Consider the following 18,372-nt stretch of genomic DNA (forward strand, 5'->3'; position numbering starts at 1 on the left):
TTTTGTTGCGGGTTTAAAAGGGGGTTATCGAGTTGGTTTTCTACCTTGCCTGACATCATTACTCAACCCTTTCCTGTCAACCTGGCAACTATTGTCTCCATCCGTAATCCACGGGAAGCCTTTACCAGAATCCAGTCACCTTTGGTGACTTTTCCATCATCTTCTAACTTTTCAATCCATTCCGGAACGTTATCCTTATCGTCGAACCATATTGCAGCGTCAGCGGCCATACCGGCAGCTCGTGCTGCTGAGACAACGTCACCACCGAATTCTCCAACCACCGCCAGATAGTTCACATCAAGTTCCGCCACGACACGGCCTAACTGGCGATGAGCCTCGCTCGCCCCTTCGCCAAGCTCCAGCATATCACCCAACACTGCGACGCAACGACCGGAAGTCATCTCTTTGAGTGTTTTCAAAGCGACAACCATTGATGCGGGGTTGGCGTTATAAGTATCGTTTAATACACCTACACCGCTTTTGGTCTTCAACTGCACCATGCGCCGGTCTGCTGGTCTGAAATCACCAAGCCCGGCCGCAATATCAACTAAGCGTATACCTGCTGCCACTCCTATTGCTGCTGAAGCAAGGGCATTAGCTACGTTATGGTAACCTACGGTATGGAGGCAAACTTCCTGCTGTTCGTCCCCGAGTTGCAGAGCAAATCTGATGAGGCCATCAGCACCGACACGGATGTCTGTTGCCAGGATTGTCGGATTGTTCCCGGCATCCGTTGAAAAACTGATCTGGCGCTGGCTGTAACTCTTTGCCATTTTTGCGATATGGGGATCATCGAGATTTATGATCAACACTGCATCCGCTTTTGCCTCTTCAAACAATTCCTCTTTGGCTGCAGCGACACCCTCGATGGTTTTCAACCCTTCCAGATGAACCGGATGAACGTTGGTAATACAGCAAATATCCGCTTCGGCTATTTTGGCCATGGTCCGGATTTCATCCGGTGCATTCATACCCATCTCGAGCACAGCTGCCCGATTCTGTGGACTAAGGGGAAGTAAGGAAAGCGGAAGACCGATCAGGTTGTTGAGGTTTCCCTTGGTCTGCAGTACCGCATTCTCTGGGTAATCTGGGCCTGCCGGCCATCTTCGCCTCATTATGGCCGCGGTCATCTCCTTAACGGTTGTCTTGCCGCAACTGCCAGTAATTGCTACCACACTTTGCTGATAGTGCCGGGCAAGCAACCTTCTTCTGTGTCGTGCCAGAGCCCCCAATGCCTCCAGGGTATCACTCACTTCAATCAGCGGCACTTCAACCTTATCAGCCACAAAACCTTTTTCGACAACCGCACAACCCGCGCCTTTTTCTCCGACAGCGGCGACAAAGTCGTGGCCGTTAAAATTTTCTCCCCTGAGAGCTACAAAGATATCTCCGTTTTCAATCGATCTGCTGTCTGTGGAGACTTTGCCTAAACCCGGCTTGCCTGCACTCAGGTAGGTTGATGTTACCAGCCGACCTTCAATCGCCTGGATCACCGACTCCATATTCCAGCTGAGCAGTGCTGTTTCAGCTTCCAGACAATCGTCAAAAAAATGTTTGCCGTTGATGCCGAGCTGATATTTTTCGTGTCCTTTGCCGGCTATCAGAACAATATCTCCGGCTCCCGCCGCTGCAATTGTCCGGGCAATAGCTTCTCGGCGATTACCTATCATGACAAAGCCGTGCTCACCCTCGGTTCTTGCCCTGAGCCATTCTTCATCCATTTGAGGACAGCCAGAGGCAAGCACGCCGGGCAGGATCTGGCTGCGAATCAATTCCGGATCTTCGGTACGTGGGTTATCATCGGTCACGACTGCGACATCAGCATATTCACCGGCAAATCCACCCATAACAGGGCGCTTGCCGTTGTCCCGATCGCCGCCACAGCCGAAGATGCAGAAGAGGTCCTTATGTGGCAACGCCTTCACTGTGGCCAGAACCTGCTTCAGCGCATCCGGGGTGTGGGCGTAATCGACGAAAACAACAGGTGGCTCAACAGACGTTCCGTCATCAACACTAATCCTTTGCAACCTGCCAGGTGCGCCAATCGAAACAGAAAGTGTCTTTATTGCTTGTGACGGTTGGATACCGAGAGCGAGGGCCAGCCCCAGGGCGGTGACATAGTTATCTACATTGAAATGCCCTACCAGCGGCGTTGTTACACTGAATTGCTGCCCATCGAGGACCAGATTGATTTCCGTTTTTTTCAGGGTGGATTGGTAGCTTTCAATACGAACATCCGCCCTTGCATCCTTGCCACAGGTGCGTAGCCGAATACCATGCTGACAGCAGTAATCAACCATATTGCCCGACCAATCCTCAACTTCACCGGGCTGCTGTGGTGTTGAAATGATCGCGCAACCTGCAGGATCGAGATGATTGGAAAACAGAAGAGTTTTGGCAGCAAAGTACTCTTCCATCGTCGAGTGATAATCGAGATGGTCCCTGGAAAGATTGGTAAACCCGGCAATATTGAAGCGGAGATTGCCTATGCGCTGCTGTTCGAGCGCGTGGGACGACACCTCCATAATCACATATTCGACACCGGCCTCAGTCATTTCAAAGAGTAATGCCTGAAGCTGCATAGCCTCAGGTGTGGTGAAAGGGGATGGCAAAACAACCTGTTTATCATCTACCAGATAGCGATAATTGATGGTGCCGATTACTCCGACGCTACAGCCGAGTCCTTTCAGCACATCCTCAAGCAGGTAGGTGGTAGTGGTTTTGCCGTTCGTCCCGGTGATCCCGATCAGCTTCACTTTCTCAGCCGGCCGCCCGTAATAGTTCTCGGCAATCTGTGCATAGGCGTAACGGCAATCAGGAACTTCAACGACTATCCCCTGCCAACCGTCTGCTACGTTCCACTCGGAGCCCTCTTCTACCACTACTGCTGCACAATTCTTTGCTGTTACCGCTGCAACAAATCTATGCCCGTCTGTGCGTGTACCGGGTAAAGCAATAAACAGATCATCCTGATCAATCTCCCTGGAATCACTGCTTACTTTACCTACCAGGCGCTGGGCACAACTCTCTTGTCCTGAATGGACTTCCTTGAAGTCTATTCCAGCGAACAACTCAAGCAGAGTTGCTGTACTTCCTGGGGGGAGCTTGTTCCCGGTTTTATTTTTCCGGTCGTCCATCTTTATTCCGACAGTTTTTGTTCTAGTGTTTCAAGTCGTACATCCTCCTGTCGCTGCAGTTTCAGTACACACTCTTCTGCTTCTGAAAAGGGCGTGCCTGCTGCGGGGTCCTGCGCTACCACCTGCCCTGTTCCATGGACACGGATGACACAATCTTTTCCCTGCAACAGGCGTAAGCTTTTTCTGAGACTGAACCCTGTCAGCTCAGGCATTACACTTTGCGCCCTCTGTTCAACCTCTTCCCCCCCGAGAATCGGTCGAACCACCTCTCTCTCCTTGCGCAGTTGGACAGGGTAGTTTCCACCGGCATCAACTCCTCGCTCCGCCATATCCGCTACCGACTTACCCACCTGCTGCAACACTGCGACGCGGGGCAATAATTCGCTTATGGCCTGCTCAAGATCAAGCTTTTCGGCTTCTCCCTGCGCTTCGACCACATTATCACCACCCTGCACCGTCACCAACACGACCAGGCTCGCCCTTTTTGCAGGAACTGCAGCAAGGTAGAGCTCATTGTCGAGATACTCAAACGTGCTATTCCTGTTGATGCTCACCCTTTTGACATCACTCAGCAGAGCACCACCAAGTTCATTGGTTTTACTCAATGCTGTAACAGCTCCTGCGATCTCATCAGAGACCTTTGGCTCAATGGTATTTCGTCCTTTCCCCGTGGACTCCTGTTGCTGATTCCTCAGCGACAGTTCCCTGCCGTCCTCAGCAGATACAATAGCTTCGACCAAATATGGCTGAACTGCAATTCCGCCGTTTAACAGAGTGCTCACACCACTCATCAGCTCAAGTGGTGATAAAAATTCAGGTACAGTTCCGAAGTTTCTTTCATCGGGGTTAGCGACCTTGAAAATACCACCACTTCTGTTCAGCCTTTCACTGCTATTACCAAAATCCTCTGGATAACCTGCGCTAAATCCCAGCTTTTCCCAAAGTCTCAACTCAGCACCAAGGCTGGTACTATCCTTACTTATGCTCCAGGGCTTTAAACGGCCATACGACTCAAAACTCGCCTGGATGGCAGCACTCTCTTTGAGCAGCGCTTTAAACGTATCCGGCACCACCATTGGCCTGGTGAGCATACTCTCCAGTTGATGCTGGGAGTAGACCCGGTGCTTATTGGGATTGAAAGATGGCTCCTGGACAGCAGCGACTATCGCTCCCGTCTCGGCATCCATCATGTATAACCCTATCTTTGCTTCCGGCCTCTCCCTGACTACCTGTACGGCAATGGTTTCGAATAGCTCCTGAATCTTCAGGTCGACGGTCAGCAGCAGGTGTTGCCCCACTCCTCCTCTGAATCCATCGTCACTATCACGGGCCAGCATCTTCTGCACCAGCCGGTCGTAATAGTATTCGACACCGGAAAACCCTATGTCATCCTCTACATAACCGACAAGATGCGCAGTCACATCTTTGAGAGGATAATACCTGGAATGCTCTACATGCAGATTTATTCCGGGCAACGCCAGCGCCTGAATAGCTTCTTCCTGCTGTTCACTGATGTCTCGCGCCAGCCAGGTACGCATAGTGTCGGTGCGCAGTTTTTCCCGCAACTCGTCACTATCCATCCCTAAAACAGGGGCCAGCTCCTCAACAGTTTTGTCAATGGACTCCAATTCACGCATACGGGCAAAGACAGATACCCTGGCCAATGAGACGGCAAGTTCCCTGTAGTTTCGATCGTAAATCGTCCCCCGGACACTCGTCTCAGCTACAGGTACACCAATCCCCCGTAGTTTCTTCATGAACAGAGAAACATCCATCGTTCGCAGACCGAATACTGAGCCGATCAGCGCCATCACTGCGAGAGTGACGACCAGTCTGCGCTTTTTCTTCTGCTTACGCCGCAGACCGGGATTTGCTGCCATGTTTACTGCAATGTCTCAAACCGACGCTTACTGCTGTTAAATACTAATATCTGATTTGCATCTGCTTTCTGCAAAGCGAGTTTTTCACCTGCCACACGCTCAATAGCGAGTGGAGTCATCATCGAAGCACGCATTGCCCGCAAGGTTATATTCTGGTCAATAAGTTCATGCCTGTGGTTTTCGAGTTCCGCTGTCGCGCTCGAAAGATGGCCGCTATAGCCACCCATTGCAAGATTAACTGCGACGGTTGCCAGACAAATCACCAGGGCAAGACGACCTGTGCCTTGAGTCGGCTTCAACCAGCCAAGCAACTCTGTCGTTTTTTTGCCGGAAAGAGTCTGGTGAATACCGATGTTCGCCACCGGGCGCGTATATGGTTGTGCTGAGTTATGAATAATCATCTCTTATCTCCTGAGTAAGCGGTTCTCTCTACCTTTTTTGAGCCACACGCAATCTTGCGCTGCGCGATCTTGGATTAACGTCTATTTCCTTTGGTGTCGCACTTATGGGCTTGGAGGTAAGTATTTCCAGATCCTTATTCTGCCGAAACTTCCGTTTCACCATCCGGTCTTCCAGAGAGTGAAACGAAATCACACAAAAACGAGCACCCGGTTTGAGATATGCCGGAGCCTCATCGAGAATTCTCGCAAGATTTTCAAGCTCGGTATTCACAGCAATCCGTAAAGCCTGAAACACTTTGGTTGCCACATGGATCTTCTGCGGGTGAAACCGTTTGGGTATCGCTCTGGCCACCACTGAGGCCAATTCTTTTGAAGTGGTAATTTTTTCCTTACGGCGATGACTGACCACTTCTGCAGCTATTCTTCTGGCCTGGCGCTCTTCCCCGTAGTAGAAAAATATGTCTGCAAGCTCATCTGCGCTTGCCGTTGCCAGGATAGAAGCAGCCGTCACGTCACGCCTCTGATCCATTCGCATATCCAGCGGTTCATCACGCTGAAAACTGAATCCCCGCTCCCCCTTTTCGAGCTGGAGCGAAGAGAGACCGATATCTATCAAAAGCCCATCGAGTTCCTCAACTCCCGCTTCTTCAAGACCTGCTGCTATTTCGGCAAAATTCCTTCGTACTATGGTCAGCCTGTCTCCATATTCGGCGAGACGGACCTGACTTCGCTTGATTGCATTCTCATCCCACTCAAAACCGATTACCCTTCCCGTGGGAGAAGATGCGTCGAGAATCAACCGGGTATGCCCGCCAAGCCCCAGGGTACCGTCCATATAGGTCCCCTCCGGTCCTGGCTGCAGATAACCGAGCACCTCATTAGGCAGAACCGATACATGTATCTGTTCAATATCCTGTTTTGACTCGACCATCAGAAAATCCCCATTTCAGCAAATTGTTCATCAAACTCAGCAAAATTCTCACTTGTTGCCTGGTTTTCTTCCTCCCAGGTCTCTTTATCCCATATCTCAACGTGATTGAGCATTCCTACCAGAACGACCTCACGCTGCAGGCTCGCTTCGCCACGAAGATGCGGTGGCACCAGCACTCTTCCCTGTTTGTCCAATCCGCACTCTGCTACACTACCAACAACATATCTCATGATGCGGGCGAGGCCTTTTTGCTTTCGGCCTTCAGTCATAAGTGTATTTTCAAAGGCTTCCCATTCAGGAACTGGGAACGCACGCAGATGTGTCTTGCCCCAGGGTGCTATCATCAGCACGTCTGAGTCATACTGCTGGAGCACTTCACGAAAGCGGCTGGGGATGTTCAATCTTCCCTTGCCGTCCAGCGTGTGCTCCGATCTGCTGCGAAATCGATTCTTAATTTTTCTCTCCCAAAACCTCTTTGCTCCACTTTACACCCTTCGCACCCACTTTACACCACCTTGATTCATTTATAACAGCAAGGCAAACCATGTCAAGGAAAAATATCCGCAAGATCAGGCACCTAAGAAACCACACCCATACCATGATGTTACACAACATGTTGTAGGCCCATATTTCTCAGCCCATATATGGCGTATCAAGGCACGATTCCCATCAATTATAAATAGTTTATTTGCGCCTCAGAGGCCCTGCAATTACAACAACTTCGCTCTACAACACATGATCACGCCTTGTTACATGATATGGAGCAGGAATCAAATTGGTGGTACAAGGTGGGGTAACTACTTTCGGACTACTCTGAAGGTGGTACTTACGACCTGCCCTGCCTGTTTTTAAAGACTCTTTCCGACAACAGGCAATTACTTACGTCTGACTCCCTCATCCGGACAGATAACACTGACGATGCCAGCACCACTGTAAGGATTATTTTTTTGTTACTAAACAAAAAAGCCGACCGGCATACCGGGCGGCTTAAAAAACTTTGCCAGGTTCTGTCAAAACTGATTCATTCCTCTTCCCGAAATATGGAGGAATAATCTGTTGCGCAACTGAAGCCCTGCTCGGCTGCTGGAAATGTACCGCTCTTCACCTCTGCGAGATACTCCTGCACCCCCTGCTTCATCAGCGGGGCAAGTTTTGCATAGTGTTTGACAAACTTTGGGGTAAATTTTTCGAACATCCCCAACATGTCGTTTATAACCAGAACCTGGCCGTCACACCCTGCGCCGGCGCCGATACCGATAGTCGGGATTTTGAGATCTTTTGAAATCAGGGTGGACAACTCCTCGGGAACGCACTCGAGGACAATAGCAAAGACACCTGCGTCCTGCAAAGCTCTGGCATCTGCAACCATCTTTTCAGCTGCAGGCAATTCCTTGCCCTGAACCTTGTAACCTCCAAGCTGTGAAGCGGTCTGTGGCGTGAGCCCCAGATGTCCCATCACCGAAATTCCGGAGCGGACCAGAGCCGATACAACTTCACAGACTTCCTGGCCTCCTTCGAGTTTCACTGCATCGCAGTCAGATTCCTTGATGAATTTCAGACCATTATTAATAGCGTCACGAATGCCTGTCTGATAAGATCCGAAAGGCATATCGCCCACCACAAAGATATCGGGCGCCCCCCTGCGAACAGCGGATGCATGATGCACCATCTGCTCCATGGTAACCGGTACAGTTGAATCATAACCAAGCACTACCATACCAAGTGAATCTCCAACCAGGAGCATGTCAGTACCGCATTCGCTAAGCAGGCTGGACATGGATGCATCATAAGCGGTGAGCATGGAGATTTTTATGCCCGCCTCTTTCATGCCTTGAAAGTCTTGTATATTTTTTCGCATACTCTTTTTAAAAAATTATGATTCTATTTAATCTCACCACCAAAAGGTGTTGATAGCACATAATCAGTATATCTCAATCTACTGACTCTCGCCAAAAAGAGGCTGCTGCATAGCCCCCGTACGTGGCTGAGCCCTTTCAAAATGTTCATAAGCCATGACCGTTGCCACCCTGCCGCGTGGAGTTCGCTTTAAAAATCCGGACTGGATCAGAAACGGTTCGTAGACATCTTCCAGGGTGTTCTTTTCTTCACACACCACGGTTGCCAGGGTCTCAAGACCGATCGGCCCGCCCTGGAATTTATCGATGATGGTCAGCATAATACGACGATCCATCTCATCAAGCCCAAAGCGGTCAACCCCAAGCATATTCAGCGCAGCGTCAGCCACCTCACGGTCGACCACCTTGTGACCGCCAACCTCGGCAAAATCACGTACGCGCCTGAGCAGTCTATTGGCGATTCGGGGAGTCCCCCGCGATCTGCGGCCAAGCTCCAGCGCTCCGGATTCATTTATCACCATGCCGAGAATCGTAGCTGAACGCTGAACTATAGCCACCAACTCTTCAGGAGTATAAAACTCCAGACGCAGGATAACACCGAAGCGATCCCGCAGAGGCGGCGTAAGCAGACCTGTCCGGGTGGTTGCCCCGATAAGGGTGAAGCGTGGCAGATCCATCTTCACGGAGCGGGCACCTGGCCCCTGGCCGATAATCAGATCCAGCTGAAAATCTTCCATGGCTGGATACAGCACCTCTTCCACCACGTGGTTGAGACGGTGTATCTCATCGATAAAGAGCACATCGCCTTCCTGCAGACTGGTGAGAATGGCTGCCAGATCACCCTGCTTCTCGATTACCGGGCCTGAAGTAACTTTAATTCCGGACCCCATCTCATTGGCGATGATATACGAAAGAGTAGTTTTGCCAAGCCCCGGAAAACCGTGAAACAACACATGATCAAGCGGTTCCCGCCTGCCGAGAGCTGCCTTGATAAAAATATTGAGACTTTTCCTGGCCTGCTCCTGCCCGATATATTCCTGCAGTCTCTTAGGTCGCAGGGCGTTATCATTGCCGCCTTCACGAATGATCGGTTCAGGATCAACAAGTCTGCCATCTGCCTGAATGTCTTCTTCGAAGTTCATGCCAATGCCTTCAATCCTTCCCTTATCATCTCTTCAACCGATAAAGCGGCAAAATCCTCATCACCCAACCGCCGTTTCACCGAAGTGAGCGCATCCCGCGCCACCGGGTCATTATAGCCAAGATTACACAGCGCAGAGATGGCATCCATAACCACAGAACCACCGTTGATAACAGAAACCTGACCTTTTGCCGGCTGCGTCGCTGCCGAACTGAGATGGCCAAGTTTGTCTTTTAATTCGACGCAAAGACGTTCGGCGGTTTTCTTCCCCACACCCTGCAACGTGGTCAACCGCTTTATATCCTTTTCCATGATCGCCTGACAGAGATCGCCGACCTGCATGCCGGAGAGCATGGCAAGCGCCACCTTGGGGCCAATACCGGACACAGTTTTCAGAATCAGAAAAAGCTCTTTTTCATCTTCTTTCGGGAAACCGAACAGGATAAATGCATCCTCACGCACATGGGTGTGAATGTGCAGAAATACACTGCCGCCTTTCTCGGGCAAACGGGACACCCCATCGCTGGACAGAAAGACCTCGTAACCGATGCCGCCCACATCTATTACGGCCCGATCGGAATACAATGCCTGTACTGTTCCTGTAAGTGTTGCAATCATAGAGTTTTCTTTGGTGGAGCATCGGCTCCCGTTAAAAGCGAAACTGGTTGGAGTGACAGATAGCTACGGCGAGAGCATCGGCCGCGTCGGCGCTTGGTGAGGCAGAAAGCCCGAGCAGAACCCGAACCATATGCTGCACCTGACTCTTGTCTGCCTGGCCGTAACCAGCGACCGCCTGCTTAACTGCCCGGGCGCTGTAATCATTCGAATCCAGGCCGTTCTGCATTGCAGCGACCACCGCTGCCCCGCGGGCATGGCCAAGCTTTAAGGCGGAACTGGGGTTCGATGAGAGAAAAACATCTTCAACCGCAGCTACTACAGGGTTATGAAGCTGAATAACCTCATTTATCCCCTCAAAGATCTCATTAAGCCGATACGCCAGGGATCTCTTGGTGTTGGTACGAATTGTTCCGCAGGCCACAAACTGCAGTCTGCCCGGGGCGGCATCAACAACCCCGTAGCCTGTAATTCTGGAGCCGGGATCTATACCTAAAATACGTTCCATCTATTTATACCGACATGGGGCACAAAAGGCACATTGCCTCCTGTGCCCCTGTCATAATCACTGTTCTGACCATGCATTCAGTATCAGGACAGTTTCTCCATAAGAGAGTCATCGATATCGAAGTTAGCGTGTACATTCTGTACATCGTCATGATCTTCGAGGCTATCAAGAAGCTTCATGAGTGACTTGGCAATATTTTCTTCGGTAACGTCAATAGTGTTCTTCGGAACCATGGAAACCTCTGCACTGAGCATGGCAACGCCAGCCTCTTCCATCGCCTCGCGAACGGCATCGAAATCCTCGGGCGCGGTGAGAACCTGGAACTGCTCGTCCTCTTCCACCACATCTTCAGCACCTGCATCAAGCGCAACATCCATGAGTTCATCTTCGCTCATGGTTGCCTTGTCCACCTGGATCAATCCTTTTTTATCGAACATCCACGCAACACAACCGGACTCGCCAAGGTTACCATTGCTTTTGGAGAAGTAATGCCTGATATCAGCAACTGTACGGTTACGATTGTCAGTCATGCACTCAACCAGAACAGCAACGCCACCAGGTCCGTATCCTTCGTAGAGGATCTCATCGTACACTTCACCCTCGAGCTCTCCGGTGCCCTTTTTGATTGCGCGGGTGATATTGTCTTTGGGCATATTTTCAGCTTTTGCAGATGCCACTGCACTTCTCAGCCTCGGGTTGCCATCTATATCACCACCGCCCATACGCGCGGCAACAGTGATTTCCTTAATCAGACGGGTAAAGATCTTACCCCTCTTGGCATCAGCAGCACCCTTTTTATGCTTGATATTTGCCCATTTAGAATGTCCAGCCATAGCTCTTCCTGTGATATATATTCTTGATTTTAAAAAGATAACCGGACATTTTCCGGCCTATCAATTTGTCTTCGATTCACACTCAATTGAATTATTTTTCGCCCGGTTTCGGCTTCTTTTTCTTAAAGCCCATGCCAAGCACGAAAACTTCCCTGCTCTCTACCCGGGAACTTTGGGGTTTGAGCACCTTGACCATCTCAAACCGTTGCTTCAGCTCCTGGACAAAACCCGGAAAATCCTCGCCCTGAAAGACTTTGACGATATAATGCCCCTTTGGAAGCAAAAGTAAATCAGCAATCCGCAGGGTTTCCTGAACCAACGCCAGGGATTGTTGCGCGTCGGACCAGCGGTTCCCTGTTGTTTTTGGAGCGATATCAGAAATAAGCACCCTGAAAGTAGGTCGAATGCGACGAACGTTTTTTACAAAATCCTCGTCACGGATATCCTGACATAGCCAATGGATCTGTGCGCTATCCGGCCGAGGTGCCTCTTCGACCTGTTGCAGATCAACGCCAACCACGACTCCCTTGGGACCTACTATTTCAGCGGCATATATCGACCAGCTACCAGGATAGCAACCGATATCGAGCACACTGTCTCCCCGACGCAGAAAATTGTACTTTTTCTGAGCCTCTTCAAGCTTATAAACGGAGCGGGCCGGATATTTCTCTTTTTTTGCCTTTTGGGCATAATAATCTTTAACTTTACGCACTTTTTAGTCCATTTGCTATGCTTTGACAAGGCGAAACGGGGCCTGTTTTCCTACCTGGAGAGGCGGTCAACCTGGCCCGGATTTCTCATTAGTTCAGGCGGTGTCCGATTCAAATCTATGGTTGTAAAGACTAGCGAACTATTTTTGCAACCAGGACGCAGAAGAAAACGGCACCGCATGGGCTTGCCTCCAGTAATGCATTTTATCGATATCTCCGTACTTTTATCGATACTATCAATGCATTGAGAACATATAGTCTGCCATTGCTACGACAATATGCTCATGAGCGATTCGGGCTAATCCTCTTTTACCCCATGCTCTTCAATATATAGTCGGGCCCAACTCACTGCTTGTTCTTTTGATTCAATCACTCCCTCGACCTGCAACATCTCCAGTTCACCAAGAATCTCTTTAAAAACAGGCCCGGGAGTAAGGCCGAATTCATCTATCAGTTCCTTGCCGCCCAGAAGCGGTGGACCGGTGAGCGCGGGCAGAATATGCTCTCTGTAAATTTGTGTCAACTCACTATAGAGCTCTACCAGCTCTTTTTCCATACTTTGAGGCTTTAACTCCCCCTGACTTGCCAGACTATCTGACATGGCCAACAGGAAAAGCCCGGGCAAATCATCACCGGCACGTTTACACAGCTTCAGTGCAGCCCGACGGGTGAGTTTCTCACCTCTTCGGACATTGCAGAGATGAAAAGGATGCATGTGCATCGCTACCAGGTGACCGGTGCGCTCACGATCTTCATTACTCCACCTGAGCCTTCTGGCAATAACCTCAAACTGAGCCCGGCCTATTTCATCATGGCCATAAAAGGTCACCCGGGAACCATTGCGGGCCTCGCCCATAGCAGCCGGTTTACCAATATCATGCAGCAGCGCCGCCCATTTCAGACATCTGCGTGTATTGCCATCCTTAGTGTAGGCAATAACCTCATCCTTGCAATCCGGATATATTTTCCCAGGAACCGCCAGCAATTGCTCCATCTCGTGCAGCGTTTGGAAATTATGATGAAAAACATCCAGATGATGAAAATCGGGTTGCTCGACATCAATGCCTTCATACAACTCGGGCAGCAACTGACAGAGAATTTCCGACTCATCCATCTGCCACAGCACTTCAGCTGCATAATCTGTGGCCATAATTTTGTCCAGCTCATAGCGAATCCGCTCGGCCGCGATCCGACAGATTGCATCACTCTGTTCGCGAATTTCCTCGAGAGTATCCGGAGCGAGATCAAAACCCAGAGTGGCGACAAACCGGTAACCACGCAGCATCCTGAGCGGATCTGCTTCGAAGGCGTTCGGACAGTGTCTCAGGCGACGGTTGAACAGATCCTGGACACCATTCAGGGGGTCTATAAGCATATAGTCGGGCGTACGCGCACTGCTTCCCTTCACCGCATCAGCGAGGTTCACAGCGATAGCGTTGACGGTATAATCCCTTAACGCCAGATCCTCTTCTATGGTCGCGACACCGCCCCGAAAAGATGACACATCGATGTCAAAGCCACGCCAGACAACCCGGGCAGCTTCTTCATCATCCGTACCCAGTTGCACATATGCACCCTCGCCCAGCAACCTGATCAGTTCCCGGCAGAGTAGCTCAGCTCCGTCAGGGACGGTTATATCAAAATCGTGACATTCAAGATCCAGCAACCAGTCACGAACCGGCCCCCCCACGATATACATAGGCGTGCCACTCTTATCATAAAGCGACATGAGAGCCGTGATCACCTCTTGGGGTACACGACGCACAAGCCCTTCAATATCAATAATTCTCTGTTGCAGCCTGCTTTCTTTTTTCATCTTCATCTACTATAGTGATGCTTTTCTCTGAACGACCGCTTAACGCTCCAGCATACCATATTCATCAGGTTATGAACAGTCCTGCCATGTTGAGATAGATGACCAAGGAGCGATTTTTTTCATCACTCCCTGTCGCACCCCAAAAAAGTGACGTGATGGGACATTATAAACAACAACCAAAAAGCTATGAACACACTGCAATGGCTGAGTTCAGCCCTCATCTCTTTAAAGCTTAACGAAGCCCTGGCAATATCCCTGGCCACAGCAATAATGCTGGGCTGCGCATTGCTGGCTGCATTTGTCGCAACATGGCTGGTAAAAAAGACCATACTGGCAGCGGTTTCAAGGTGGATCAGCAATAAACGCTATCGCTGGTCTGACCCTCTGGCCAAGAATCGGCTGCTTGATAAATTCAGCTGGTTCGTACCTGTCGCCATTTTCTCAGTTGCAGTTGACGCTTTTCTCGATGCTTCGAGCCCCGCATATGCTCTGGCGCGACGTTTGATCATGAGCGGCTTTGTAGTAATCGCGGTGATCTGCCTGATTTCAATTTTCTCCTGCATAAATGATATTCATCGCATCCTGAGAAAGCACAAAGGCAGCACCCTGGGCGGCTACACGGATGCGGGCAAGATAATCACAGTCATTGTGGGGGCCATTTTCATCGTCTCAATCTTCACCGGCAAGTCTCCCTGGGGCATCATCTCTGTTCTTGGTGGCCTCACCGCCGTGACTATGCTGGTCTTTAAAGACACCATACTCGGCTTTGTTGCCTCTGTACAACTTACCTCGACAGACATGGTGCGAATAGGTGACTGGGTTGAAATGCAGCAGTATGGTGCCGACGGAGATGTGATAGATATGGGCATCAACTGTATCCGCGTCCAGAACTGGGACAAGACCGTGACGACCATCCCCACCTATGCGCTCGTCTCATCTTCCTTTAAAAACTGGCGTGGCATGAGCGAATCGGGAGGCAGAAGGATCAAAAGAGCTCTCAACATTGATATCAGCTCCATTCACTTTATCGATGATGCTTCCCTGCAAAAATTACGTAAAGTTACACTTCTCTCAGACTATCTCAGTGCTAAAGATACCGAAATCACAGAGTTCAACAACTGCTCTACCGGTACCGAAGAGACGTCTCTCAACTCTCGCCGACAAACCAATATCGGAGTATTTCGCGCCTATGTCATTGCCTATCTGCGCAACAATCCCAATATTCATAAAGATATGACGTTTCTAGTCCGCCATCTCGCGCCCACCGATACAGGTTTACCACTTGAAATCTATGTATTCTCAAAGGACCAGGCCTGGGCCAGTTATGAGGCAATTCAGGCTGACATTTTCGACCATCTCCTGGCAGCAGTACCCGAATTTGGCCTGCGCATTTTCCAGGCCCCCAGCGGCCATGACCTGCGCTCCATAAACAGTCGTTCCAACGAGCTTGTCAACTAGGGTTTTCCAGCCAATCCAAGCAACCAGTTTCTTATTGTTATTACTATGTCAAATGATGTACCCGGGGGCAACCTGCCCCAAACACCCTTTCTTTACCTGGCCCCGCTGAGGGGAATTACAGATGTGCTGTTCAGGAACGTCTTTTTTGATCACTTCAAGGGGATCGACTGCGCCATAGCACCTTTCATCAACCCTCAAAAAAACCCGAGCAATAAAAAGAAACTGCTTGCAGACCTCTTCCCCGAAGATAACACCCGCATTGAGGTTATACCGCAGTTACTCAACAACAATGCAGGCGAATTTATTGATCTCGCCCTGCGACTCGAGGATCTTGGATACACCAGGCTGAACTGGAACCTCGGCTGTCCCGCCCCGATGGTTGCCAACAAAGGGCGCGGTTCAGGCCTGCTCCCCTATCCTGAACAAATTCTTGAATTACTCGACGAGGTACTGCCCAGACTTGGCGCCACCCTCTCAATCAAAATGCGGCTGGGCTTCAAGGAAAAGGATGAAAGCATCACCCTGCTACCACGACTCAACGACTACCCGCTTGAAGAGATCATCATTCATCCGCGCCTGGGCAAGCAGATGTATAAAGGCAAAACCGACCCGGACGGCTTCGCCGACTGCCTTGCGCTCACCCGGCACCCGGTTGCCTACAATGGCGATATCAACTCGCTGGATGATTACCTGTACTTAGCCAACAGGTTTCCGCAGATTTCCAAATGGATGATCGGTCGGGGGGTGCTGATGAATCCCCTGCTGGCCGAAGAGCTGAAAGGGCTGCCACCCGCCGACCAGGAGAGAAAGAAAGAACGGATACGTGCTTTTCACGATGAACTTTGCGATGCGTACCGGCAGCAGCTCTCAGGCCCCGGCCATTTACTCGGTAAAATGAAACAGCTTTGGCTCTATCTTTATCGCTCATTTCCCGGCAGGGAAAAAGCGCTTAAAAAAATCAAGAAAGCCCGCACCGAGGAGCAATTCCTGGATGCGGTGGAGATGATGTTCGAATAAGGACTTGGCGGGAGACTGCTTCGGGGACCACCCTCGCTCATGGCTGAAGACTCACCCGAACTTGCCATGCGAAATCAGGGTTGGAGCTACTTGCGTCCTTCACTGGCTGAATTCCACGCTGCAAGCGCCGTCTTCACCGACCGGCGCATCTCCCGCATAAAACCGGAGCCGGTCTTTTTGAGATAGAAATGCTGGCCCGGGTTGATCGCGTCCCCCAGGTAACGCCCGGAAGCGAACTCCCTGGCGATACGCTCATCAAACATCTTCTCGAAACCACGCTCATCAAGTCGCTGATAGGTATCGGTAAAGACAACTGATTCTTTTGGAAACCTTGGTGTGAGTGGCTTGCCCAGCAACGCATCTTTGGGATAACCGAAACAGAGCATGGTAATTGGGAAAACAAGGTCAGGCAGCTGAAACATCTTTCGATGGACCTCATAGTTTTCCATGATATCTCCTATATAGCAGGAACCAATCCCCAGAGATTCGGCTGCCACCACCGTGTTCTGTGCAGCTATCAATGCATCGCAGCAGGCCAGCATAAGATCGGATTCTTCAGGTTGCTTAAAACTTCTTCCCTGCTCCCGGCAAAGCTGCGGCACACCACTTAATCGGTAATAGTCATACCAACGCTGCATATCGGCAAGAAAAAGTAAAACAAAGGGAGCCTTGGCGATAAATGGCTGGTTATCGCAGGTTTTGACCAATTGCTCTTTTTTCTCGTGATCAGTGACCTCGATAATGGAGTAGAGCATCATGTTGCCTGCTGTCGGAGCCCGCATAGCACATTGAATAATCAGCTCCCTCTCCTCTTGAGGTATTAACCTGTCACTATACGCCCTCACTGAGCGGCGTTGCAAAATCGAATCAATTACGGGGTTCACATCCACCTCATTGCTGGTAATTCAACAAACTGTTTTTTTTGGGGGTTCCATATCATCTGGAAATATGCCATATATTGCACGACTATCGTCTAACCCTTCATCTCCCAGAGCATGCCCCATGTCCACCTTACTACAAAACTTTTCTATAGTTCTGCCGGTCTTTCTGGTAATTGTCGTCGGCTACTGCTTAAAGCACACCAGACTGATTGATGCCAGTTTTCTTTTTCAGTTGAATAGACTGGTCTTTTACGTGGCACTGCCCACCATGCTGTTTCACAAAATCGCCTCGAACGACTTTCAGGCCAGCTTCAACCCCCGGCTGCTGTTCGGCGTGCTGGCCATTATCGTGGCTTCAGCAATCCTCAGTTATGGCTACGGGCTGTTCAGGAAATATCCGCCTCAAAAACTCGGGGCCTTTTGCCAGGGAATCTTTCGGGGCAATGTCGCCTATTTTGGTTTGGCTATCATTTTCAATGCCTGGGGTGAAACCGGCTTTGCCACCGCAGGTATCATTATCGGGTTTCTGGTTCCACCCATGAATTTTCTGGCAGTCATGGCCATGCTGCTGCCGATGAGATCTTCCGATCACACCATGGGTTCGGCTTTCTGGATGTACCAATTTGCGTTCAACCCGCTCATCATCTCATCTTTTCTCGGCATCGCCTGGAGCTATTTCGATTTGCCACTGCCCGCAGTTATCGACAGTTCCATGGACATTATAGCCGGTATGGCACTGCCTCTGGCCTTGATCGCCATTGGCGGTTCTTTCTCACCACAGCGGCTGAAGGGAGACATCGTAACGGCAAGCCTGGCCACCATCATGAAAATAATTGTCATGCCGCTGGTGGCGATCCCCCTGCTTCTCGCACTTGGAGTCACCGGCCAGGATCTCGGAGTAGGCATCATCCTGCTGGCCGCCCCCACCGCAACGGCCGCCTTTATCATGGCTCAACAGTTAAAGAGCGATGTGGAGTTAACCGGCACCATCATCATGCTCTCTTCGCTCTGCTCGGTGGCTACCTATACAGGACTGCTCTACCTGCTTTCAATACTAAATGTATAGAACCAGTCGAAAAGGCATAAAAAAACCGCTGACCAGGTCACACCTGATCAGCGGTTTACGGATATTGTAGATATTGAAATTCCCTTGCTGCTTACCTTAACAAATACTGAACCCAGAGTGTA

16 protein-coding genes are annotated in these 18,372 nt (G+C 50.3%); 3 read left to right on the forward strand and 13 right to left on the reverse strand.

The window, feature by feature from the left end:
* Positions 1-62: 62 nt before the first annotated feature.
* The 12 genes from ACN5NT_RS11215 to ACN5NT_RS11270 all read right to left on the reverse strand — a co-directional run bounded on the left by ACN5NT_RS11215 (position 63) and on the right by ACN5NT_RS11270 (position 13,828).
* Positions 63-3,137, reverse strand: a complete 3,075-nt coding sequence (locus ACN5NT_RS11215; protein WP_419175498.1) for a UDP-N-acetylmuramoyl-L-alanyl-D-glutamate--2,6-diaminopimelate ligase — start codon at positions 3,135-3,137, stop codon at positions 63-65.
* A 2-nt stretch (positions 3,138-3,139) separates the two neighbouring features.
* Positions 3,140-5,017 (reverse strand): hypothetical protein, encoded by a 1,878-nt coding sequence (locus tag ACN5NT_RS11220; RefSeq protein WP_419175499.1) that lies wholly within the window; start codon positions 5,015-5,017, stop codon positions 3,140-3,142.
* A gap of 2 nt (positions 5,018-5,019) precedes the next feature.
* Positions 5,020-5,418 (reverse strand): hypothetical protein, encoded by a 399-nt coding sequence (locus ACN5NT_RS11225; RefSeq protein ID WP_419175500.1) that lies wholly within the window; start codon positions 5,416-5,418, stop codon positions 5,020-5,022.
* 28 nt (positions 5,419-5,446) lie between these two features.
* Positions 5,447-6,349, reverse strand: a complete 903-nt coding sequence (gene rsmH, locus ACN5NT_RS11230) for a 16S rRNA (cytosine(1402)-N(4))-methyltransferase RsmH (protein WP_419175501.1) — start codon at positions 6,347-6,349, stop codon at positions 5,447-5,449.
* A complete protein-coding gene (mraZ, locus tag ACN5NT_RS11235) occupies positions 6,349-6,804 on the reverse strand; it encodes a division/cell wall cluster transcriptional repressor MraZ (protein ID WP_136798725.1) in 456 nt (151 codons plus the stop codon). Before mraZ ends, rsmH begins: the two co-directional genes overlap by 1 nt.
* A gap of 566 nt (positions 6,805-7,370) precedes the next feature.
* Positions 7,371-8,207 (reverse strand): 3-methyl-2-oxobutanoate hydroxymethyltransferase, encoded by an 837-nt coding sequence (panB, locus tag ACN5NT_RS11240; RefSeq protein ID WP_419175502.1) that lies wholly within the window; start codon positions 8,205-8,207, stop codon positions 7,371-7,373.
* Between the two features lie 78 nt (positions 8,208-8,285).
* Positions 8,286-9,347 carry a Holliday junction branch migration DNA helicase RuvB gene (gene ruvB / locus ACN5NT_RS11245; RefSeq protein ID WP_419175503.1) on the reverse strand — a complete coding sequence of 354 codons (1,062 nt, stop codon included), beginning with the start codon at positions 9,345-9,347 and terminating at the stop codon, positions 8,286-8,288.
* Positions 9,344-9,964, reverse strand: coding sequence for a Holliday junction branch migration protein RuvA (ruvA, locus tag ACN5NT_RS11250; protein ID WP_136798722.1), 621 nt, complete (start codon positions 9,962-9,964; stop codon positions 9,344-9,346). The genes ruvB and ruvA overlap by 4 nt, the downstream gene beginning before the upstream one ends.
* A gap of 31 nt (positions 9,965-9,995) precedes the next feature.
* The gene (gene ruvC, locus ACN5NT_RS11255; RefSeq protein ID WP_136798721.1) at positions 9,996-10,469 is read right to left on the reverse strand and encodes a crossover junction endodeoxyribonuclease RuvC; all 474 of its coding nucleotides are present in this window, start codon (positions 10,467-10,469) and stop codon (positions 9,996-9,998) included.
* An 83-nt stretch (positions 10,470-10,552) separates the two neighbouring features.
* Positions 10,553-11,302, reverse strand: a complete 750-nt coding sequence (locus ACN5NT_RS11260; protein ID WP_419175504.1) for a YebC/PmpR family DNA-binding transcriptional regulator — start codon at positions 11,300-11,302, stop codon at positions 10,553-10,555.
* 91 nt (positions 11,303-11,393) lie between these two features.
* Positions 11,394-12,014, reverse strand: coding sequence for an SAM-dependent methyltransferase (locus ACN5NT_RS11265; protein WP_136798719.1), 621 nt, complete (start codon positions 12,012-12,014; stop codon positions 11,394-11,396).
* Positions 12,015-12,310: 296 nt separating this feature from the next.
* A complete protein-coding gene (locus ACN5NT_RS11270) occupies positions 12,311-13,828 on the reverse strand; it encodes a CCA tRNA nucleotidyltransferase (protein ID WP_419175505.1) in 1,518 nt (505 codons plus the stop codon).
* Positions 13,829-14,014: 186 nt separating this feature from the next.
* Here ACN5NT_RS11270 and ACN5NT_RS11275 point away from each other — a divergent pair, with 186 nt between their 5' ends.
* Entirely contained in the window at positions 14,015-15,286 is a 1,272-nt protein-coding gene (locus tag ACN5NT_RS11275; protein WP_419175506.1) for a mechanosensitive ion channel family protein, read from the forward strand.
* Positions 15,287-15,331: 45 nt separating this feature from the next.
* A complete protein-coding gene (locus tag ACN5NT_RS11280) occupies positions 15,332-16,303 on the forward strand; it encodes a tRNA dihydrouridine synthase (RefSeq protein ID WP_419175507.1) in 972 nt (323 codons plus the stop codon).
* An 86-nt stretch (positions 16,304-16,389) separates the two neighbouring features.
* On the opposite strand, the gene ACN5NT_RS11285 is transcribed toward ACN5NT_RS11280, so the two are convergent.
* Positions 16,390-17,187, reverse strand: coding sequence for a nitroreductase family protein (locus tag ACN5NT_RS11285; protein ID WP_419175508.1), 798 nt, complete (start codon positions 17,185-17,187; stop codon positions 16,390-16,392).
* 118 nt (positions 17,188-17,305) lie between these two features.
* On the opposite strand from ACN5NT_RS11285, the gene ACN5NT_RS11290 reads away from it, so the two are divergent.
* Positions 17,306-18,250: an AEC family transporter gene (locus tag ACN5NT_RS11290; RefSeq protein ID WP_419175509.1), complete on the forward strand. Its 945-nt coding sequence runs from the start codon at positions 17,306-17,308 to the stop codon at positions 18,248-18,250.
* Positions 18,251-18,372 lie beyond the last annotated feature (122 nt).

Source organism: Desulfosediminicola sp., assembly GCF_048381775.1.
GTDB classification, from domain to species: domain Bacteria; phylum Desulfobacterota; class Desulfobulbia; order Desulfobulbales; family Desulfocapsaceae; genus Desulfopila; species Desulfopila ganghwensis.